Origin of the sequence: Nitriliruptor alkaliphilus DSM 45188 (assembly GCF_000969705.1) — a bacterium.
Lineage (GTDB): Bacteria > Actinomycetota > Nitriliruptoria > Nitriliruptorales > Nitriliruptoraceae > Nitriliruptor > Nitriliruptor alkaliphilus.
The window spans coordinates 289,634-310,878 of the sequence record NZ_KQ033901.1; the positions used below are offsets into that span (position 1 = coordinate 289,634).

At 73.1% G+C, this 21,245-nt stretch carries 13 protein-coding genes; 4 read left to right on the forward strand and 9 right to left on the reverse strand.

Annotated features, from left to right (window positions below; translation table 11 throughout):
• Positions 1 to 13 precede the first annotated feature (13 nt).
• A complete protein-coding gene (locus tag NITAL_RS01350) occupies positions 14 to 3,097 on the reverse strand; it encodes a glycosyltransferase (RefSeq protein WP_052664301.1) in 3,084 nt (1,027 codons plus the stop codon).
• A gap of 220 nt (positions 3,098 to 3,317) precedes the next feature.
• Here NITAL_RS01350 and NITAL_RS01355 point away from each other — a divergent pair, with 220 nt between their 5' ends.
• Entirely contained in the window at positions 3,318 to 6,251 is a 2,934-nt protein-coding gene (locus tag NITAL_RS01355; protein WP_052664302.1) for an S-layer homology domain-containing protein, read from the forward strand.
• Positions 6,252 to 6,323: 72 nt separating this feature from the next.
• Here NITAL_RS01355 and NITAL_RS01360 read toward each other — a convergent pair whose 3' ends face one another.
• Genes NITAL_RS01360 through NITAL_RS01385 form a run of 6 tightly spaced genes read right to left on the reverse strand, consistent with a single transcriptional unit; the run spans position 6,324 to position 12,823 of the window.
• Positions 6,324 to 7,745, reverse strand: coding sequence for an exopolysaccharide biosynthesis polyprenyl glycosylphosphotransferase (locus tag NITAL_RS01360; RefSeq protein WP_052664303.1), 1,422 nt, complete (start codon positions 7,743 to 7,745; stop codon positions 6,324 to 6,326).
• The gene (locus NITAL_RS01365; RefSeq protein WP_052664304.1) at positions 7,742 to 8,758 is read right to left on the reverse strand and encodes a glycosyltransferase; all 1,017 of its coding nucleotides are present in this window, start codon (positions 8,756 to 8,758) and stop codon (positions 7,742 to 7,744) included. Before NITAL_RS01365 ends, NITAL_RS01360 begins: the two co-directional genes overlap by 4 nt.
• A complete protein-coding gene (locus NITAL_RS01370) occupies positions 8,755 to 9,879 on the reverse strand; it encodes a glycosyltransferase (RefSeq protein ID WP_211262142.1) in 1,125 nt (374 codons plus the stop codon). The genes NITAL_RS01365 and NITAL_RS01370 overlap by 4 nt, the downstream gene beginning before the upstream one ends.
• 2 nt (positions 9,880 to 9,881) lie before the next feature.
• Complete coding sequence (locus tag NITAL_RS01375; protein WP_211262143.1) at positions 9,882 to 11,189, reverse strand: nucleotide sugar dehydrogenase; 1,308 nt, start codon at positions 11,187 to 11,189, stop codon at positions 9,882 to 9,884.
• Positions 11,182 to 11,973 carry an ABC transporter ATP-binding protein gene (locus tag NITAL_RS01380; protein WP_083441105.1) on the reverse strand — a complete coding sequence of 264 codons (792 nt, stop codon included), beginning with the start codon at positions 11,971 to 11,973 and terminating at the stop codon, positions 11,182 to 11,184. The genes NITAL_RS01375 and NITAL_RS01380 overlap by 8 nt, the downstream gene beginning before the upstream one ends.
• Positions 11,966 to 12,823, reverse strand: a complete 858-nt coding sequence (locus NITAL_RS01385) for an ABC transporter permease (protein WP_169786686.1) — start codon at positions 12,821 to 12,823, stop codon at positions 11,966 to 11,968. The genes NITAL_RS01380 and NITAL_RS01385 overlap by 8 nt, the downstream gene beginning before the upstream one ends.
• Positions 12,824 to 12,998: 175 nt before the next feature.
• On the opposite strand from NITAL_RS01385, the gene NITAL_RS01390 reads away from it, so the two are divergent.
• From NITAL_RS01390 to NITAL_RS01400, 3 genes are all read left to right on the forward strand, one after another.
• Positions 12,999 to 14,516, forward strand: coding sequence for a glycosyltransferase family protein (locus NITAL_RS01390; protein WP_157041554.1), 1,518 nt, complete (start codon positions 12,999 to 13,001; stop codon positions 14,514 to 14,516).
• Positions 14,517 to 14,533: 17 nt separating this feature from the next.
• Positions 14,534 to 15,325 carry a class I SAM-dependent methyltransferase gene (locus NITAL_RS01395; protein WP_052664309.1) on the forward strand — a complete coding sequence of 264 codons (792 nt, stop codon included), beginning with the start codon at positions 14,534 to 14,536 and terminating at the stop codon, positions 15,323 to 15,325.
• 88 nt (positions 15,326 to 15,413) lie between these two features.
• A complete protein-coding gene (locus NITAL_RS01400; protein ID WP_052664310.1) occupies positions 15,414 to 18,350 on the forward strand; it encodes a glycosyltransferase in 2,937 nt (978 codons plus the stop codon).
• A gap of 21 nt (positions 18,351 to 18,371) precedes the next feature.
• Here NITAL_RS01400 and NITAL_RS01405 read toward each other — a convergent pair whose 3' ends face one another.
• Both NITAL_RS01405 and NITAL_RS01410 read right to left on the reverse strand, forming a co-directional pair.
• Positions 18,372 to 19,925, reverse strand: a complete 1,554-nt coding sequence (locus NITAL_RS01405) for a glycosyltransferase (protein WP_052664311.1) — start codon at positions 19,923 to 19,925, stop codon at positions 18,372 to 18,374.
• Positions 19,922 to 21,214: a CgeB family protein gene (locus tag NITAL_RS01410; protein WP_052664312.1), complete on the reverse strand. Its 1,293-nt coding sequence runs from the start codon at positions 21,212 to 21,214 to the stop codon at positions 19,922 to 19,924. The genes NITAL_RS01405 and NITAL_RS01410 overlap by 4 nt, the downstream gene beginning before the upstream one ends.
• Between the last annotated feature and the right edge of the window lie 31 nt (positions 21,215 to 21,245).

Consider the following 21,245-nt stretch of genomic DNA (forward strand, 5'->3'; position numbering starts at 1 on the left):
TCGCCGCGCGGCCTCAGCGTCGCTCGTCGGCCCACGCGATCAGGCGACGGGCCCGGTCGAGGAAGGTGTGGCCGGCGACCGCCTCGGCTCCCCGCGGTCGTGGGGCCCGCCGGGCGGCGGCGACGACGTCGGCCAGCTCGCCGGCATCCCGGTAGGTGTGGACCGCGCCGTCGAACAGGTCCTCGACCCCGGGCACGGCGTCGCTGACCACGGCGGCGCCGGCTGCGACGGCGTCGAACAGGCGGTTGGCGACGAACCCGCGCTCGCGCATGTCGTCCCAGTGGTCGGCGAGGACGACGTCCGCCGACGCGTAGTGCCGTGCGAGCTCGTGGTTGGGCAGGTGGGTACCGCGCACCAGGTGGGCCGGCACCAGACCGTCCCAACCGGCACCCCAGATCGCTGGTTCGAGGCCTGCGTCGATGGCGTCAGCGACGATGCGGCGGCGCACCCCCCGCGAGTTGCCCACGAACAGCACCTCGGTCCGCAGCGCCGGGTCGGCGCCGACGCTGAACCGCGACGGATCGGTCGCCTGCAGCAGCGGCTCGACCGGTCGGCCCCAGCGCTGTTCCGCCTCCGCGGCGAACACCGTCGATGCCACGAAGACGTGGTCGAACCGGCCCGCTTCCTCGGCCGTCACCTCGTCGGGATGGCTGATGACCCACAGGAGGCTGCGTCGTCCCGGTGCCGGGTCGTAGGGCGCCACGCCGCGCAGGACGACGTCCACGTCGTCGAGGTCTGCGCTCGTCCGGTACCAGCCGCGCCGCAGGTCCACCACGGCGTGTTGCCCGAGGGCCACCAAAGCGTCACGCAGGGCGACCGCGTAGTGCCAGTCACCCCACTCCTCACGGGACGCCGGGTCCTCGGCGCCGATCTTGATGGCCCAACGGCGAGGTCGTGCACCCCAGCGCCGGATGACCGGCACCCACCGCTGCGGCCCACGGACGACCGGGCGCGGCACCGGGGTGGCCCCGGTGACCTCGACACCCGTGCCCTCGACCCACGACTCGAGGGTCGCCGGGAGGTCCGGGTGGCGGCGACGCAGCTCGCGTGCGTCGTCCGGGCCGAGCTGCCACCGGCGGTGGTAGGGGCGCACGTCGACCGGTGCCAGCGCCTCGGGCAGCACCGCGCAGCTGCCTCCGGCCGCGCGCAGGCGGTGGCCGAGGTCGAGTGCCGCGCCGATCCGCGTGTAGACGGGGTGGAACCCGCCGCACGCCCTGAACGCGGCCGTCGCGACCGCAGAGGCCGCCAGCTCGACGGCGTCACGCCCGCGGCGGTCCACGAGCAACGCGTCGTGTGGTGCCAGCTGCCATCCGACCTGCACGGGCACGCCGTCCTCGGCGGTGAGCCACCCGCTGGAGACGACCGTCCCGTCGTGGTGCGACACCAGCAGCGGCTGCAGCGCGGTCGCCTCGCCGTCGCGCACCGCCTGCGCGGTCGCGGCCAGCGGCGCCGGGTCGACGTCGAGCAGCGGATCGACGACCGTCAGCACGTCCCCCGAGGCGCGGGTGGCCGCGAGGTCGAGGGCGGTGGCGAGGTTGACCCGGTGCGACAGGCGTTCGAAGACGAGGTCGGGGTGGACCGCGGCGAGCAGCCGCAACCGGAGCGCCTCGGCACGGTCGGCCCCGTCGTCGACCACGACGATCTCGAGGTCGCGACCCGCCCCGTCGGCCTCGGCGAGGTGTGCACGCACGGCCGTCGCGATCGCGAGGGCCGCACCCTCGCCGTCGGCCTGACGCGCGACGAGCAGCAGCGAGTCACGTCCAGGCGTCACCGCAGGCGCCGACGACCAGTCGACGAGCCGGCGTGATCGCACCAGGTCCACGTAGCCCGGGGTCTCGGAGTAGGTGATGCGGTCGCCGCGGTCCTGGCGATCGTCGTACCGCGCGCTGATGAACGGCGCGTACCCGAGGTCGGTGACGTCGGTGATGCGCAGGATCAGGTCCCAGTCCACGACCCGGCGCAGCTGCTCGTCGAAGGCCCCGACCTCGTCGACCAGCGACCGTTCGTGGACCAGCGCGTTGAGGTCGATGAAGTTGCGTTCCCGGAGGGCGCCGAGGTCCACCGGCACGCCGCGGTAGGCCACACCCTCCTCGCGGTGGAGCTCGATGGCCCCGTAGCCGGCCCGCAGCCCCTCGGAGGCGAGGAAGCCGACCATCACCTCGAGGTGGGTCGGCTCCCAGGTGTTGTCGGAGTCGAGGTAGGCCACATAGCGGCCGGTGGCGTGCTCGATGCCGACGTTGCGGGCACGGGAGACCCCGGAGGCCGGCAGCGGCACGTAGCGCACCCGGTCGTCGTCGTAGCCGGCGACGAGGTCGCCGGTCCCGTCGGTGCTGCCGTCGTCCACGATCAGCAGCTCGAGGTGCGGCCAGGTCTGCGCCAGGACCGAGTCGATCGCCGCCCCGAGGACCCCGGCCCGATCGCGTGTCGGCACGACGACCGACACGGTGGGCGGCGGATCGAGCCGGGCCGCCACATCGCGCATCCGCCCCACGAAGCCGGTGGCAGCGGCGTGGTCGAAGTCGTCCCGCACGCGGGGGAAGTCGTCGTAGCTCGGCACGGCGGCGTGCGATGACGCGACCTCACCGACGAGGTCCAGGTACGCCGCTGGCGTCAGGTCCGGGGTGCCCTCGAGCAGGGCCGTCGGCGCCGGCAGGCTGCGCGTCGGGTCCGCCAGGTACCACCCGAGGGGGCCGTGCTCGTGCCCCGCGGCTTCCGGGTGTCGCTCGGCCACCAGCCGACCGTCGAACAGCGGGTGCGGGTCCAGCAGACGCCCTGCGCCGCGCGTGAGGAAGTGGGTGAACGGGTCCGCCTCGGACCGCCCCGCCGCCGGATCGACCTCGAGGTAGCTGGCCGGGTCGAACAACGGGTGGGGTTGCAGGCCCCGCGCGGCACCCTCGCGGACGAAGTGGACGACCGCATCGTCGACCGACTCACCGACGTCGAGCTGCGACCGGTACCAGACCTCGTCGAACAGCCCGGACCGCCGGATCGCGGCGATCGACCGACGCGCCCGGGTGGCCTGCGCCACCGCACGGACCCACGGGGAGGCCGTGGCCCGCCGCACGAGCGCCCGGGGGCCGCGGGAGGTGCTCGGCACGGTGGGCTCCGTGGTCGGCGACGGTGGTGAGGAGGGCGGCGAGCCTAACCCTGGCCAGGGCGGTGTCCGGTGTGCGCCGTGACCGCACCGTCCCGTGCACACGATGCGTCGGGAACCCCTACCTTCGCCCGACTCGTTAGGTTGCAGGCCACCTCGTGCCTGTACTCGCCGACCGCTCCCGCGCATTCGCGCACGCCTCACGTCCCCGGGGGGAACGTCCGTGAACATCACTGCTGCCCGCACGCTCGGCGTGTGGGCTCTCGTCCTCGCGCTCGTACTGACGGGCCTGATCGCCTCCGCCGGTACCCCGGCGGAGGCCCAGAGCCGCTTCTCCGACATCGACGGCAGCGTTCACGAAGAGGCCATCGAACTCATCGCCGCCGAGGGGATCACGACGGGCTACCCGGACGGCACCTACCGCCCCCGCGGCGACGTCCGCCGCGACCAGATGGCGACCTTCCTCACCGAGGCCCTCGGCCTCAAGCGCGAGCGCGCCGACTTCCCCGACGTCCCCCGGGAGTCCGTGCACAACGGCGCCATCGGCGCCATCGCCGCCGCCGGCATCACCACGGGCTTCACCGACGGGACCTACCGGCCCCTGGAGTTCGTGACCCGTGGACAGATGGCGACGTTCCTCACCAAGGGCCTGGACCTGCCCCCGGGCGACCGCAGCTTCCGCGACGTGCCGAGCGGCTACGTGCACGCCGACGCCATCTCCGCGCTCGCGACCGCCGGGATCACCCAGGGGTTCAACGACGGCACCTTCCGCCCCAACGAGCTGGTCAAGCGTGACCAGATGGCGTCGTTCCTGGTGCGCGGCCTCGGCCTCGTGACCTGCCCGCCGCAGACCTCGCAGGCCAGCACCGCGAGCACGAGCTCGACCGAGCAGCAGACCACCACGACGACCGACGACAGCGTCCTCGACCGCGAGAGCGAGGACCTCGCCGAGCTCGACGATGCCGCGGCGACGGCCGAGGGCTCCGCAGCTGGCGCCGAGCTGGAGGCGACTCAGGTGGACGACGCGATCGGGCCCGCAGCCGTCGGGTTCCCGGTCACGTCCGCCATCCGCACCGGCCACGGCCTCGAGATCCACTCCCAGAGCCTCGTCGAGTCCCGTGGCGTGCGGCTGACCTCGAACAACAACGGCTCGGCGACGACGACCATCCCAGCCGGCACCCGGACCTGGGCCACCACGACTCGGGGTAACCACGTCTACGCGGGGCAGTGGGGTGTCGCCCGCACCGGCAGCGACGACCCGCGACCGGGCCGGGTGACCGGTCCCAACGTCTTCCGGTACCGGGCCGATGCGCCCAACGGCGCGGCGCGCACGGCCCAGCCCTTCGCCCAGGTCCAGAACGGCGGAGAGTTCTGGACGCTCGCGACCCAGGGCACCCGCCTTTGGGCCGGCACGCGCGCTCACGCCGTCGGCTGGCTGCGCGAGGAGATGGGACTCGCAACCCGGGGCTTCGACGACCCGCGCCACGTCGTCCACCGCATCAGCTCGAACGGCAACGTCGCCAACGTGCTCTTCGAGGCACCCTGCCTGCCGACGCTCGCGAACGGCCTGCGTCCTGACGTCAAGCAGATCGCGGTCCACGGCGACACCCTCTACGTGGGGCTCGGCCAGCAGACCGGCGGAGCACGCCTGTACGCGTTCGCTCCCGGCGACCGACTCGACGTACCTCAGCGCGACGTCCGCCACCTGACGCCGAACTCCGTCGCCCCGGCGACGGGCATCTTCGCGCTCACGGTCAACAGCGACTACGTCGTCTTCGGCACCGACAGCTCGTCGGCGACCCCGGACTCCCGTCTCGTGGTCCTCGACCGTCGTACCGAACGGGTGCTGGTCGACCAGCGGGTCGCCGGCGAGGCACGTATCGACGCCGTCGCGGTCCGCGGCACCCGCGTCGTCGCGACCGGACAGACGGGACGCGTCTACGAGACGACGGTCCCCCGCACCGGGACCGCGACAGGCGCCCCCCGGAGCCTGGGCTCGCCCGTCACGAACCAGCCGAGTCGCTTCGTCGAGATCCAGTCCGACGGACGCCTACGAGGTGTCACCACCCAGGGCATGGTCTGGGAGCTCGGTCCAGGCGCCCGGACCCCTGCCGATATCGTGCAGCGCGGCGCGCAGGCCGGGGCGTTGCAGCCGCACAGCCTGCACGCTGACGACCGCAGCCTCGCCGTCGGGACGAGCGGGTTGGTCGCGCTCCGGGACATCACCGGGGAACAGCCAGCTTCCGCACGCAGGGCGCTGCTCACCGGCGAGGCGAAGGCGCTGACCTCCGGTCCCGACGGGACGACCTACGCCGCGACCTACCCCTTCGCCCAGCTGTGGCGGATCGCCCCCGGCGCGAGCAGCGCTCAGCTGGTGGTGCGCTGGGAGGAGGCCTTCAAGCGCCCCGCTGCGGCGGAGTTCGACACCCGGACCAACCGGGTCCACATCATCGCTCGCGACGATGACAACCCGCAGAGCATCTCCGGCCTCCCGAGCTTCCGAGCCAGCCGCCTGTTCACCATCAACCCCAGCGGCGGCGCCATCAGTCCCGAGGACGGGCGAGAGCTCCGCGACGCCAACAACCGGGCGATCGAGGCATCTGCACTTGCCGTCGCGGGTGACGATCATCCCAACTTGGTCATCATCGGTGACACACGGGGCGGCGTGCAGGCCATCGACCACACCACGGGCGTGGTTGCGTGGCACAACCCCGCGCCGTCCAACCACGACCGTCGCAACCGCGACATCGTGGCGATCGACGTGCTCGGCGACCGGGTCGTGGCGGTCTGGAGCGGCCGACTCACCGTCGACGGGACGAACGTGAACCGCACCGGCGTGATCGAGCTCGACATGGACGACAGCGGGAAGCTGGTCCGCGAGCGTGCGATCGGGAACTACACGATCGGCGACGCGTTGAGCTCGGTGGGCGAACTCGACCCCAGCGCGCCGACGGTGTTCGCGCGCGCGAGTGAACTCGCGCAGGTCGACCGCAACGCGACCACGGGACGAAGCAGGCTCCGCGAGATCAGCCCCAATAGCGACACGTTCGGTGGCCCGTTCCTGACCCTCGACGCCGAATGCCGGCTCTACGGCTTCGAAGGGCGGGATCTCTTCCGGATCGGTTGGGACCACGGTGAGTGCAGCCCGCTGCCCTGACCTGCTGGCCGGGAAGCCGGACGGTGCCCCGCCGAGGTCGGCGGGGCACCGTCGTGTCCGGACCGACGTGCGTCAGATGCGGCGGGCGATGACGACCCAGGCCGTGCGGAACAGGATCTCGAGGTCGAGCACCGGCGACCAGTTGACGAGGTACTGCAGGTCGTAGCCGAGCTTGTACTCGGCGTCGGTGTGGTAGCGGCCGTGGATCTGGGCGAGGCCCGTCAGGCCCGGCGGCAGCTCGTGGCGGCGGGCGTACCCGGGGATCGAACGCTCGAACGCGGCCGTCAGCTCGGGCCGCTCGGGCCGCGGCCCGACCAGCGACATCTCGCCGCGCAGGACGTTCCACAGCTGCGGCAGCTCGTCCATGCGGGTGGCACGCACCCACCGGCAGGCCGGGATGACCCGCGGGTCCTCGCGTTCGGCCAGCTGCGCCCCCCCGACCGCCTCGGCGTCCAGCACCATGGTGCGGAACTTGACCATCCGGAACGGACGGCCGGCCACCCCGACGCGTTCCTGCCAGTACAGCAGGGGACGTCCGACCACGATCAGCTGGTGGACGGCCACGGCACCGAGGACCAGCAGCCACACCGGCGCGGCCACGGTCAGCACCGTGACGTCGAAGAAGCGTTTGAACCGTGCGCGCGAGACCGGGATGGTCTGTGACCGCAGCAGCACGAACGGCAGGCCGCCGACCTCACGCACCCGCTCCAGCCCGAACATGGTCTCGCGGGCGGTCACCCGCAGGAGGACGGTGATCCCGGCCCGGTCGAGCGCCTCGACCACGTCGGGGTAGAGCGGATCGAGGTGTTCACGGGCGAGCAGGACCACGTCCGTCGCTTCGGTGCGCAGCACCTCCTCGACGGTCCGCGACGGGTCGGTCAGCTCGGCGACGACCCGGACGCGCTCGGCGTCCTCGGCCAGGTGCTGACGTGCCACCTCGAGTTCCGCCGCATCACCCACCACGACCACCTTCGGCGGGCCCTCACGGCGCGTCCGGACCATGCTGGCCACGCGCCGGTTGGTCGCGGTCGCCATGGCGCCGAGGACGATCAGGACCACCAGGTTGATGATCGGGATCGGTAGAGCACGCTGGGTGGTGAGGCCGAGCTCGTTGGCGATCGGCGTCAGCACCAGCGTCAGCAGGGCGAAGGTGCTGCCCGCCGCGAGGGTCTGTCTGGCGGCTCGCGGCAGCACCGACGGGGCACCGAGCCGCGGCTCACGCTCGTAGAGCCCGCCGAAGTACAGCGTCGCCACGAACAGGAGGGTCACGAAGGCGAAGGACGTCAGGTACAGCGGTACCGGGTAGTTCCGCCAGGTGAACCCGTCACGGACCAGCATGGTGCCGACCGCGATGCCGTAGAGGACGACGACGTCCATCACCATGACCAGCCGGAACCCACGACGGTTCAAGCGGGCCAGCAGGGGCAGCTCACCCGTGGGATCGCCGTCGACCGCATCGTCGTGGGATCGAGGTGTGGCGAGGGGTTCGGTCACCGGTCGTCCGAGCTGCGCGTGGGGCCGGGCGCGTCGCGCGGAGGCCCTGACAGGAAGCCTAACCCCCACGCCAGGTGCATCGTGGCCAGCGCCACGGCGGTGGGTACCACGGCCGTCAGCCGCGGAGCGGCCCGCAGACCGGCGGCCAGCAGCAGCACCCCGTACCCCACCGCGGCGGTCAGGGCGACCCACCACCAGCCGGTGAAGATCGCCTGGAGGAGCGCCAGCAGCAACGCGCTGACCAGCACCGGTGGCGCGAGCTGGCGGATCCGGAGCGACGAGGGGTGCAGGGCGGCGGTGACCCGCCGCCAGCGGCCGTACTGGTGGTACTGCGCCGCTAACGCCCGGACGCTGGTGCGCGGGTGGTAGGCCACCGACAGGGCCGGCTCGAACCACACCGGGTAGCCGGCGGCGGTCAGGCGCAGGTTGAGCTCGGCGTCCTGGTTGCGGTCCATCCCCGGGTGGTAGCCGCCCACCGCCTCCAGCGCCCGACGCCGGAAGACCCCGAGGTAGACCGTGTCGACCGGTCCGGCCGCGGATCCCGTCCGGTAGGCCGCTCCCCCCGCCCCGAACGGCGAGGTCATCGCCGCCGCCACTGCCCCGGCGAAGCCGGCTTCGGCGACGGGGACCTGCCGGCCCCCGACGTTGCCGGCGCCCGTCTCGCGCAGGGTCGCCACGGCGCGAGCGACGTAGCCCGGAGGCAGCTCGGCGTGGGCGTCGAGGCGGACCACCACCTCCGCGGTCGTCGCAGCGATCGCAGCGTTGAGAGCGTCCGGGGTGCGGCCGCCTGGCGCGTCGACCAGGCGGACGCGAGGGTCGGCGGTCAGGAACGGTGCGACCGCGTCCCGGGTGGAGCTGTCGTCCGGGTCGCACGCCACGGCGACCTCGTCGACCGGCGGCTGCTGATCCAGCGCGGTCCGCAGGGCGATCGCCACGGTCACCCCGGCGTCACGCGCGGGGACGACCACGGCGACACGCGCGGGGTCGGGCAGCGGCGGCAGCGGCTGGCTCACGCGGCGGTCTCGGCGATGCGTTCCAGCTCGGCGACGAAGGCGGCGCCCGCGACGTCCCAGTTCAGCTCGCGGACCACGAGGTCGTAGCCGCGGTCCGCCTTGGCGCGGCGGTCCTCGCCATCCGCCACCAGGTGCCGGAGGGCCGCCACCACCGCGTCGACGTCCGCCCCCGACGCATCCACCGGCACGGTCAGCCCGACGTCGTGCTCGCGGACGAACGGGCCGGTGACCGGCAGGTCGGTCGTGATGACCGGGACGCGGCGCGACAGGTACTCGAGCACCTTGGTCTGGAGGGACCCCGCGTGGTTCGGCTGCGGGTGCACCAGCGACAGGCCCGCGGCCGCACCCTCGACCCGTGGCAGGGCCTGGTCGTTGGGTACGAAGCCGGCCCAGTCGACGTGACCGGCGGCCACGGCCCGTTCGAGGTCCGCGCGGACGTCGCCGTCGACCGGGCCGATCAGCTCGAAGGTGAGCTCGCCGTGCATCGCGGCAGCGACGGCCAACAGCTCACGTGCACCGCGACTGACCGCGATCCGGCCGACGTACACGGCCCGCTGGTCTCCCGGTGGCAGCGGTTCGATCGGCGCCGGTGGCGGCACGTTCGGCACGAACGGGTGGGGACGGGTGAACCGTTCCTGGTAGCTGCGCTCGGCCAGCAGCAGGTGCAGCCGTTCCTCGGACCACCGCTCGGCGCGGCGGGCCGCGGCGGCTGCCACCGGGCGCAGGGGCCCCGGGACCCACGGACGGTCGATCAGCGACGAGGCGGTGTCCTCGTGCACGTCCAGCACCACCGGAGGCAGCTGGCGAAGCTGCCCGGCGACCGCCAGCGCCAGCTCGGGGTCGTGCAGCAGCACCACGTCGTGACGCGGCCCCTCTGCGGCCACGAGCCGGCGGGCGGCGCGCAGCGCACGGACGCGGCGGCGGCCGACGGCACGGGGCAGATCCAGCGTCCGCACGCCATCGGCAGCCGCGTCCGGCGGGGTGCCGGTCGCCGACCACGGCGCCGCGTAGGTGACCTGCGCCCCGTGGGAGCGCAGGGCCCGCACCTGCCGGTGGTGGATGCGGGCGTCCAGGGGCGTGTGGACGGTCGTGACCACCAGGACTCGCAGCGGTGGTTCCACCCTCAGAGGCTGAGGACGTTGTCCGCGGTGATGCCGCGGCGGCGGTAGACCCCACGGGTGTCGAAGACCACGTCAACCTGCGCGGCGAGGCGCTCGTAGTCGGTGGCGTCGTGGTCGGTCAGGATCACCGCGACCTGCCAGTCCGACAGGTCCGCGTCGTCGTCCACCGCGGTGAAGCCGTGACGGACGAGGCGGTCGTGCGGCACGTGCGGGTCGAGCACCCCGAGGTCGGCGCCGCGCAGGGCGAGCAGCTTCATCACGTCGATCGACGGCGACTCGCGGTCGTCGGCGATGTTCTTCTTGTACGCCACCCCGACCCCGAGGATCCGGGTGTCCTTCAGCGGCAGGCCGCGGTCGTTGAGCAGCTCGATCAACCGCCGCACGGTGTACTCGGGCATGTGGAGGTTGACGTCCTCGGCGAGGTCGATGAAGCGCGTGGTGGCCTTCAGTTCGCGGGCGCGCCACGCCAGGAACTGCGGATCGAGGGGGATGCAGTGACCACCGACACCCGGCCCGGGGTAGAAGGGCTGGAAGCCGAAGGGCTTGGTCGCCGCCGCGTCGATGACCTCCCACACGTCGATGTCGAACACGTGCGCGATCTGGGCCAGCTCGTTGACCATCGCGATGTTGACGGCGCGGTAGGTGTTCTCGAGCAGCTTGGTCAGCTCGGCCGCACGCGCGGAGCTGACGGGGTGGACCTTGGCCACGAGGCGTGCGTACGCGGCCGCAGCGACCTCGGTCGACAACGGTGTGACCCCGCCGACGACCTTCGGGATGTCGTGGGTCTGCAGCACGTTGCCCGGGTCGACGCGTTCCGGGGAGAACGCCACGAACACGTCCTCGTCCAGGGTGAGCCCGGCCCGCTCGATCGCCGGCACGAGGTGGTCCTCGGTGGTCCCCGGGTAGGTCGTCGACTCCAGTGAGATGAGCTGGCCGGGCCGTGCCACCCGTTCGACGGTGGCCGCAGCCGCCTCGATGTAGCTCATGTCGGGCTGGCGGTTGCGACCGAGCGGCGAGGGCACCGCGATGAAGATCGCGTCGGCCTCGGCCAGCTTGGCCTCCTCGGTGGTCAGCACGGCGCCGCGGTCGAGCGCCTCGCGCAGCTCGCCGTCGGTCACATCGCCGATGTGGGACGTGCCGGCGTTGAGCGCGTCGACGAGGCCCTGGTGGACGTCGAAGCCGATGACGTGCAGGCCCTGCGCACTGGCGGTCGATGCCAGGGGCAGCCCGACGTAGCCGAGGCCGATGACCCCGACGGTGAAGTCGTGGTCGCGGAACCGCGCGACAGGATCGGTGGTGCGCTCAGTCACGATCGGACTCCTCGTTCATCCGCGCCTCGTAGGACTCGATCACGTCCTTCGGCTCGCCGTCGGCGATCAGCTGGCCGCGCTCGAGCCAGAGCACCCGGTCGCAGCTGTCGAGCAGCGTCTTGGACGCGTGGGAGACCAGGAACACCGTCCCCGCGTTCTCGCGCAGCTGCTTGATGCGTTTGCGGGAGCGCTTCTGGAAGATGGTGTCGCCCACGGCCAGGGCCTCGTCGATCATCAGGATGTCGGGTTCGACCGACGTCGCGATGGCGAACAGCAGCCGCGCCCGCATCCCGGACGAGTAGGTCCGCATCGGCAGGTCGATGAAGTCCTCGAGCTGGGTGAACCGGATGATCTCCGGGAGACGTTCCTCCATGTCTTCCCGCGTCAACCCGAGCGCCAGCCCGCCGAGGATGGCGTTGCGCCGCCCGGACGCGTTCGGCTTCATCGCGGCGTTCACCCCGAGCAGCGACGGCTGTGAACGAGCGAACACCGCGCCGTCGTCCGGTGGCAGGAGGCCGGCCATCGCCTGGAGCAGGGTCGACTTGCCCGACCCGTTGCGTCCGACGATCCCGATCGACTGACCTTCGCGAGCGACGAAGTCGACGCCACGGACGGCCTTGATCTCGCGGAACGAGGGACGGCGCCCCCGGTTGGCGACCATCTCGCGCAGCTGGGGTCGGCGGTCCTCGTAGACCTTGTAGGTCACGTGGAGGTCCTGGGCCACGATGGTGGCATCGGCGGGCACGTCCGGGGCCAGCCCCTCGGTGGTGGAGCGCCTAGCCACGGCCGTACTCCCGCTCGCCAGCGCGGAAGATGAGCAGGCCGACCACGAACACGACCACCGCCCACGCGATCGCGGACGACCACAGCCACACGAGGTACTCGGTGGTGTACTCCACCATCATCACGTCGCGCACGAGGGTGATGTAGACGTAGAACGGGTTGGCGAGGAACAGCCGGCGGTACGCGGGGTTCGTCAGGTACCCGTCGACCGAGAAGATGACACCCGACCCGTAGAAGCCCAGCCGGAACAGGAACGGCAGGATGTTCTCGAGGTCGCGGACCTTGTCGGTCAGCCGGGCCGAGATGAACGTCCCGCCGAGGGTGAACACCAGCAGGGGCGCGACGACGAGCGGGAGCAGCAGCCACTCGAGGGTCAGCGGCTGCCCGCTCAGCAACACCACGGCCACCATGACCACGAACGCCGAGCCGTAGGCCATCGTGCCCGAGAGGACGGTCGCGATGGGCAACAGCGCTCGTGGGAACTGCAGGGACCGGATCAGCCCCTGGTTCGAGGAGATGGTCCGCGCTCCAGCGTTGATGGTCTTCTGCATGAACTGGTAGGTGAAGACCCCGACGGCCAGGAACGGCAGGAACAGCCCCTCCGGCAACCCGCGGGTGATGTCGAGCACCACACCGAAGACGAGGTAGTAGACGCCGATGAGCAGCAGCGGGTTGAGCAGGTGCCACGCGTTGCCGAGCAGCGTGTCGAGGTGCGCGGTCTGGACCTCACCGCGAGCGGCGGACCAGGCGAACTCACGACGCTGCCACAGGGACCGCACGTAGTCCCGCAACGGGGGCGTGCCCCCGAGCCGGACCAGCTGCGGCGGGGCGGCGCTCGATGTAGTGGCCACGGACAGCCTCGGAAGCGGTGGGAGCGCGAGACGCGCGGGAGGGACGGGCCCACGTTCCCGGGGGACGTCAGGGGGCCGGCGACCTCGGGAGCATACTGTCCGCGGGCAGGTGACCGATGGCGCTGCGCGAGCCTGGGTCACCGTCCCCCCGTCCACCCCGCCGCCGGAGACCGCCGTGCCCGATCTCGAGCCCGACCGCACCGGCACCAGCGATGCCGTGGACAGCGACGAGGTCGCAGCGAGCTACGTCCTCCGGCGCCTGACCGCCCGCCGGACGGTCCGGGCGGCGCTGGCCCTCGGAGCGCTCCGACGGGGCCCCGCGGCCGCGCGCGCGACCTTCCGAGCACCCATCGCCCTCGAGCACCCCGGTCCACCGGTCGGCGCGCACCAACGCGAGCCCCACCTGCGGGTCGCCCACCTCAGCGACCTGCCGATCACGGACGCAACGGCACCCGGTGTGCGGTTGACGGCGGAGGCCTGGCGCACGCAGCTCGAGATCCAGCGGCCGGACCTCGTGCTCCTCGACGCCACGACGTCCTGGCTCGACGCGACGGCGGTGGCCGCCTGCCGGCAGCTGACCGACGCGCCCGTCGTGGCGACCAGCGAGGTGGCCGGGGCCCTGCCCCGGGGCTCGGTCGACCTCGTCGTGGACGCCGACGACCCGGACGGTGCGGGGGCGCCAGCGGTGGATCACCGCGCTGACAACCCGATGGGGGTCGACCGTCGCCCCCAGGTGCGCGCCGTGCACGACGACGGAACGCGGGAGGTCGCCCTGTCGGCGCTGCGGGCCGCCGCCCGCGGCACCGTCGTGGTGTGCGCCGAGGGCAGCGCGATCGAACGGACCCTCGGCCCGGTCGCGGTCACCGCACCGCCCGACCTGCTCGACCGCGCCGCTGCCGACCTGGCAGCCGACCCCGACGCCGCCGAGCGTGCCAGCGTCAGGCAACGCCGGCACGTGCTGGCCCACCACACCATCGACGATCGTGCCCGCCAGCTGCTGGCGGCCGCGGGGATCCGGCTCCGGCCCCCGCCGCGGACCTCGGTGCTGCTCGCCACCCGGCGGGCCGACCAGGTCGCCGCGGCCCTGGCCGCCGTCACGGCCCAGTCCGTGCACGACCTCGAGGTGCAACTGCTGCTGCACGGCATCGACGTCGACGCGACAGCCCTCGACGCCGGCGGGCACCGGCTGGAGGTCCACCGGGTCCCCGCCCAGCTGCCCCTCGGTGCCGTCCTGGCCATCGGCCTGGACGCCGCCACCGGGGACCTGATCGCCAAGATGGACGACGACGACCTCTACGGACCGGGCCACCTCGCCGACCTCGCCGTGGCCCTGCGGTACTCGGGCGCCGACCTGGTCGGCCGCTGGGCCAACATCACCCACCTCGGCGACGACGACGTCACGGTCACCCCGCCGGCCGGCCGCGAGGAGGTGTGGGCGCACCACCTGCCGGGCGCGACCATGCTCGGACACGCCGCGACGTTCCGGCGCCTGCGCTGGCGCCACGTGCCCCACGGTGTCGACCGCGAGCTGGTCCGGGCGCTGCACGCCGACGGCGGACGAGCCTACGCCACCCACCGGTTCGGCTTCATCCGGCGCCGCCACGGCGATCACACCTTCGCGAAGGGCGACCGCGCCTTCGCCCGCGAGGGCACCACCACCCCTGGCCTCGACCGCAGCGTGCTCGACGTCTGACCCTCGGAGCCTCCTCGATGTCCACGCTGCCGACCTGGCTGACCGCCTTCGTCGAGGCCAACCGGCGTCGCAGCAAGCGGCTCGAACGTCGGCTCCCGCACACCCGCCCGCGGCTGCACGTCCGGTACGCCCGGACGGTGGCGAGGTACGCCGACAAGCGCCCCGACCGGGTCGTGGTCGACCTCGGCGCCGGGCGTGCGAGCCACTTCGTCGCCCTGCAGGACCCGCGGTCGACCGCGGAGATCGTGGGGGTCGACGTCGACGGCGGCGAGCTCGCGCTGAACGAGGAGGTCGACAGCAGGGTCGTGGTCGCGCCGGGCGCCCCGCTGCCCTTCGCCGACGCCAGCGTCGACCTCGTGGTCTCGCGCTCGGTCCTCGAGCACATCGCGGGGGTGGAGGCCACCCTGGCCGAAGCGCACCGGATCCTCGTGCCCGGTGGCCGCACCATCCACGTCTTCGCGTCCAAGCGGGCCCCGTTCTCGCTGCTCAACCGGGTGCTGCCCGGACGGGCCTCCAGCTGGCTGCTGCGCAACCTCGTGCCCGGCAGCGACGGTCGGCTCGGCTTCCCGGCCCACTACGAGCACTGCACCGCGTCGCAGATGGAGCAGGTGCTGCGCCGGCAGGGCTTCGAGGTGGAACGCACCGAGGTGTCCTACTACCAGTCGGACTACTTCGGGTTCCTGCTCCCGCTCTACGCCCTGAGCGTGGTCTACGAGCGGATCGTCCGCGCGTTCGGTCGGCGCGACCTGGCCGCCACGGTCCTGATCGTCGCGCGCAAGCCGAAGGTTCGAACGACCCCGGGCCGGTGACCGCTCGGGGGGTCCGCGCGACCTACCCTCCCGGGCCACGTCCCACGCTGGTCCGTCCAGCGGCTGCCGTCCCCGAGGAAGCGTCCCCGTGCTGGATCGTTACGACGTCGTCCTGATCACCGACGCCCGCCTGCCCGGGGGGACGGCGGCCAGCGTGGCCGAGGAGGTCCGTGCCCAGGCGCGTGCGGGCCTTCGGACCGGCATCGTCCACCTCGAGTCCCACATGATCGGCGAGCCGCGCGGGTTCAACCCGCGGGTCGCCGCCGTGCTCGAGGAGGGGCTCGCCGACCTCGTCGTCGGGGGCGGCGTCGTGCGGACCCGGCTGGCTGTCCTGCGCCACCCGGGGGTCATCGCCGGCCCGCCCGTGACGCTGCCGGCCATCGAGGCGGAGCGTGCGCTGGTCGTGGTCAACCAGACCCCGACCGGGGTCGGTGGCCAGCCGGTTTTCTACGACCTCGACCGAGCCCGTCAGGTGGTCACCGAACAGCTCCACCCTGACGCCCTGTGGGCGCCCATCGGACCACTGGTGCGCGACAACCTCACCGAGGTCGCACCGGAGCTGCCCCTGCTGGCCGAGGACTGGGTCAACGTCATCGACGTCGACCGGTGGGCGGTGGACCCGGCTCGCCGCTGGCACCGCGACGTCCCCGTCCTCGGCCGCCACAGCCGCAGCCACGAGCACAAGTGGCCCGCGACGGCCCAGGACATCCTGGCCGCCTACCCCGAGGGGCCCGACTACGAGGTCCGCATCCTCGGAGGGGCCGAACACGCCATCCGGCGCGTCACCCGCACCCCCGCCAACTGGAACGTCCTGCCCTTCGGCAGCGTCGACCCGCGTCGGTTCCTGGCCGAGCTCGACGCGTTCGTCTACTTCCACCACCCGGACTGGATCGAGTCGTTCGGACGGACCGTCCTCGAAGCGCTGGCCTCCGGCGTCCCCGCGATCCTGCCACCGCACTTCGAGGCGCTCTTCGGCGACGCCCCGGTCTACACCGACCCCGCCGGGGTCCTCGGGGTGCTCGACGGGTGGCGGGCCGACCCGGCCGCGGCACGCGCCCGGGCCGCCGCCGGCCAGCAGCTGGCGCGCGAGCGGTTCAGCTACGACACCCACGCCGCACGCGTCACCGACCTGCTCGCCGCCGAGGGCACCACCGAGCAGCTCGCCACCCGGCCACGGGTCGCCCCGCGCTCGGGGCGCGGATCGCTCGAGGTCGACGCCCGCGACGCGACGGCCACGACCGCGGATGCGCCCCCGACGGTGCTGTTCCTCAGCTCCAACGGCTCCGGGGTCGGTCACCTGATGCGGCTGATGTCGATGGCGTCCCGCGCCTCGGACCGGATCCGTCCCATCTTCCTCACCCTCTCGCAGGCGGTCCCGGTGGTGCGGGGCAACGGCTTCCTGGTCGAGTACCTGATGTCCCGCGAGTTCATGGGCATCGAGCACCGGGTCTGGCACGACCTGCTGCGCCAGCGGCTCGCCCACCTGATCGACGAGCACGACGTCCGTGCGATCGTCTTCGACGGGACCTGGCCCTACCGCGGTCTGCTCGGCGTCCTCGAGGACCACCCGGACGTGCTGAGCGTCTGGTCCCGCCGCGGGATGTGGCGCCCCGGGCTGGACGCCCCGTCGCTGCAGCACAGCGGCCGCTTCGACCTCATCGTCGAACCGGGCGAGTTCAGCGAGCGCTACGACGACGGCGCGACCGCCGCCCGCCGCGACGAGGTACTGCGCGTCGGGCCGCTGACCTACCTCGACCCGGACGACCGCGTCTCCCGCGAGGAGGCAGCCGAGGCCCTCGGGATCGACCCGTCCCGGCCCGCCGTGCTGCTCCAGCTCGGCGCCGGCAACATCAACGACCTCGGCTCGCTGCTCGGGATGGTGACCAAGCGTCTCCTCGAGGAGGACGACCTCCAGGTCTGCGTCACCCGGTCGATCATCGCCGGCGAGGCCGCCGGGCTCGCCGGCGAGGTGCACACCATCCGTGGCGTCTACCCGCTGTCGCGCTACTTCGAGGCGTTCGACATGGCCATCGCCGCGGCCGGCTACAACACCTTCCACGAGCTGCTCGCCGCTGGTCTGCCGACCCTCTTCTTCCCCAACCACGAGACCGCCGCCGACGACCAGGCCGCTCGGTCCCGTTACGCGGCGGAGGTCGGGGTCGCCCTCGACGTCCCCGACCCGACCCCGGAGGCCGTGGACGCCGCGCTGACCGAACTGTTGGACCCCGAGGTCCGCGCGCGGATGCGTGCCGCCGCGCTCGAGCGGTACCCCGGCAACGGCGCCGCCACAGCGATGGCCGCCATCGAGCACCGGATCGGTCTGCGCGAGCAGCCCCCGGTCGCGGGACCGACCGGCGACACGGGCCCGGCACCGGCGGCAGCGCGGCCCGACACCGCCTCCAACGAGGCCCGCGGCACCCGCCGCGCCCTCGAGCCCGACGTCCGCGGCCGCCCCCCGACCGCGGCCCGGGCTCGTCGGGCGCGCATCGCCTACAGGCTGCAGTCCCCCGAGGTGCGCCGCATCGCCCGCATCCCGTTCCGGATCCTGCCGCTCCCGCTCCGCCGCGTCGTGCGTCGCCAGCTGCGCCGGTGGGAGCGCAAGGGCACCGAGATCCGCGTCAACCCGCGGGTCCCGGTGCCGCCGGGCGCGGTCATCCCGAAGGCCGAGCGGACGGGCCTCGACCACGTCGCCATCATCCTGCCGCCAGGGACCGACCAGCGCGTGGCGGTCGACCGGATCGCTGCGCTCCAGGCCGCCGACCGCACCTTCGCACCGTTGATCGTCACCTTCGACGACGACCTCGCCCGCATCCGCGAGCTGCGGTACGCGGTGGAGCTGCTGGTCCCCGAGGCTGTCTGGAACGCCGGGCCGCAACGCCGTCCATGGGACAGCTACGTGCGCGACCGTCTGCAGATGATCGCCACCACCTACGAGCTCGACCGGATGGTGACGATCGCCGAGGTCGGCGGTCTCGATCCCCTCGAGGTGCTCGGCATGGTCACCCGCCGCCCCAGCCAACGGTGAACGCCCGCGAGGCGGCGGGGCTCAGTCGGTGATGTAGGCGCCCGGCTCGCTGGCGGTCGCGACGAGATCGAGGCCGGCGACGTCGCGCTCCGCCTCGTCGAGGAGGGCCTGCGAGTCGGTGTCCCAGGTGTTGCCGCCGTGACGGTTGAGCACCACGTCGAGGCTGTGGGTGCCGTAGACGCGGCCGCCGTCCTCGAGGAGGCGACGCTGGAAGTCGCTGTCCTCGGGCCCGGTGAGCTTGCCGAACCGGACCCGGGCCATCGTGTCGCGACGTCCGAAGAGGGTGGGGCCGCTGACGTGGGGACGGTCGCGCTCGGGTGCCGCCCGTCGCCGGGTCACCGTGCGCTCCAGCGGCGACAGGTAGATGTGGTCGATGCGCTTGCCGACCAGGTCGGCGCCGCTGTACTCGATCGCCAGCGCCAGGTCGAGCAGGTGATCGCGGCCGTACCAGTCGTCGTCGTCCATCTTGGCGACGTAGGTGCCGGTGGCGTGGTCGATGCCGTGGTTGAGCAGCTCGCCGAGGTGGTACTCGACCGGCAGGCGGTGCACCTGGAAGGTCCGCCCGCTGCCCTCGAGCAGGCCCGCGGGCGGGTCGGGTACCTCGGGGCCGTGCAGGAGCAGGATGACCTCGAGGTCCTCGACGCTCTGTCCGATGATGGACCGGATGCCGTGCTCGAGGAACGCGCCGCGGTTGGTGGCGAACGTCACGCTGATCCGCGGTGCCCGCGGGAACGGCCGACCGACGGCCTCGAGCAGACGCCCGAGCCGGGCCGGGCCGGCGTGGTCGCGCAGGACCCGACGCCGTCCGGCGACGCTGACCTGTTCGCGACGGTCGTGGTCCGCTGCCAGGTCGCCGGCCGTCGACCACAGCTCGTCCGGCCCGTCGACCGTGACGACGGGGAGGCCGAGCTGGGCCGCCGGCGCCGCGGCGGTGGTGACCACGGGGGTCCCGACCGCCAACGCGTGGATGATCGTGCGCAGCACCGGCGTCGGCTCCTGCTCCCACGCAGGGTCGGTGACGAGCACGCCGACCCGCCGCAGCCGGTCGGCCAACGCCGCGTCGTCGTCCCAGCTGACGGCCCGCTGCTGTTCGCCGACGGCGGCCCGCCGCGCCGGGCCGGACAGCTCGGGGCCGGCGAGCACGATCACGTCGTCGGTCTCGGACGGCCAGCGGCTCAACGGTCCGTCCACCGGTCGGTGCAGCGCGACGCCGAGGGCCACCGCCGGTTCGCGACGCCAGCCGACCGGGTTGGTCACGAGGGGGTCGAACGTCGGCAGGAGGAGCATGTCGGCCACCCCCGGGGACGTCCCCACCTGGAGGTCCGAGCGGCGCAGCGGCGACCGCCGGACGGGGTCGACCTCGACGACGGTCACCCCCGCCTTGCGGAGGCGGCGCGTGTGCCGGCTGGCTGCGGCGAGCTCCTCGCTCGTGATCACGAGGGCCGCGACCAGCTCGGGATCGAGGCGGTCGAGGGCGTCGAGATCGGCCAGGGTGGTCACGTCCGCACCATCGAGGACCCGGTGCCCCCCAGGGGTCACCGCAACGGCGGGCAGGGGGGCAGGATCGGCGGTCACGCGGCGGCTCCTCCGGGGAGGCTGGCGAGCAGGGCATCGACGCGGTGGTCGAAGGTGTGCGCGGCGACGACGGTCTCCCGCGCCCGGTCGCCGAGGTCGCGCCGACGCCCGGGGTCGGCGAGCAACTCGTCGACGACGCGGTGCAGATCGTCGCGGGTGCGGTACGCCACGATCGTGTCGGCGAACACGTCCTCGAGTCCGGCGATGGCGTCGGTCACGACGGTGGCCCCGCACGCAGCCGCGTCGAACAGCCGGTTCGAGAGGTACCCACCGGCACGCATCTCGTCCCAGTGGTCGTTGAGGACGAGGTCGGCAGCGGTGTACAGCGCCGGGAGATCGGCGTTCGGGACCTGGTCGGCGACCACGTGCCGGACGTCGACCAGCTCGGGGGTCCACCCGAACCCGTAGATCGCGAGCTCGTGCTCGGTGGGCAGCAGATCATCGGTGATCCGGCGGCGCACGTTGCGCGAGTTGGCCACGAACAGCAGCTGGTGGTGACGCCCCCCGGGGGTGGGCCGGAACCGGCCGGTGTCGGTCGCCTGCGGCAGGAACGTGGCAGGCACACCGGCGGTGGCCAGATCGGCCGCGACCGACGGTGACGCGACGTGCACGTGGTGCAGGTCGGCGAGCGAGCCGGTGTCCAGCTCACGCGGGTAGATCACCCAGGTGATGGTCGGACGGTCGGCGACGGGTCGCAGCTCGACACCCCCGGCGAGGAGCAGCACGGCATCAGCCGCGCCGTGGTCCACCGTCGACAGCTCGGCCTGGCACCAGCTGCGCGCGGCCCACCCACGACGTCCGAGCGCCTTGGCCACCGCGACGGCGTAGTGGTGGTCGCCCCACCGGGGCCGCATCCGCAGGTTCGAGACCCCGGTGATCACGTGCAGCCGAGGGCGCGCGCGCAGGTCGTCCGCTGCTCGCAGCGCGCCGGCGACCACGTCGTCGTCCACGTGCGGAGCCAGCACGGTCCGGGGGGCCAGCAGGGCCGCATCCTGCGAGGTGCTGGCCACCGCGGCGTCGACGTCCTCGGCCGTGTCGGACGCCGCCCACGTCCCCCCGGCCCCGCTGGCGACGATCCCGATCCGCAGGGGCTGCCTCGGCAGCTTCAGCGGCGGGACGGTGGGGTCGAGGACCAGGACGACGTCGGCGGTCTCGGCCGATGCCTCGACGTCCACACCGGCGGCTCGGAGCCCCGCGACCACCGCGGCATCCCGGCCGATCAGGGCGACGCGGAGCGGGGTCCGGCGTCTGCGCTGGCGGAGCCGGGCGAGCGGGGATGAGCCGAGCACCGGGCCTCCGGTGAGCGATCGAGGGGCGTCG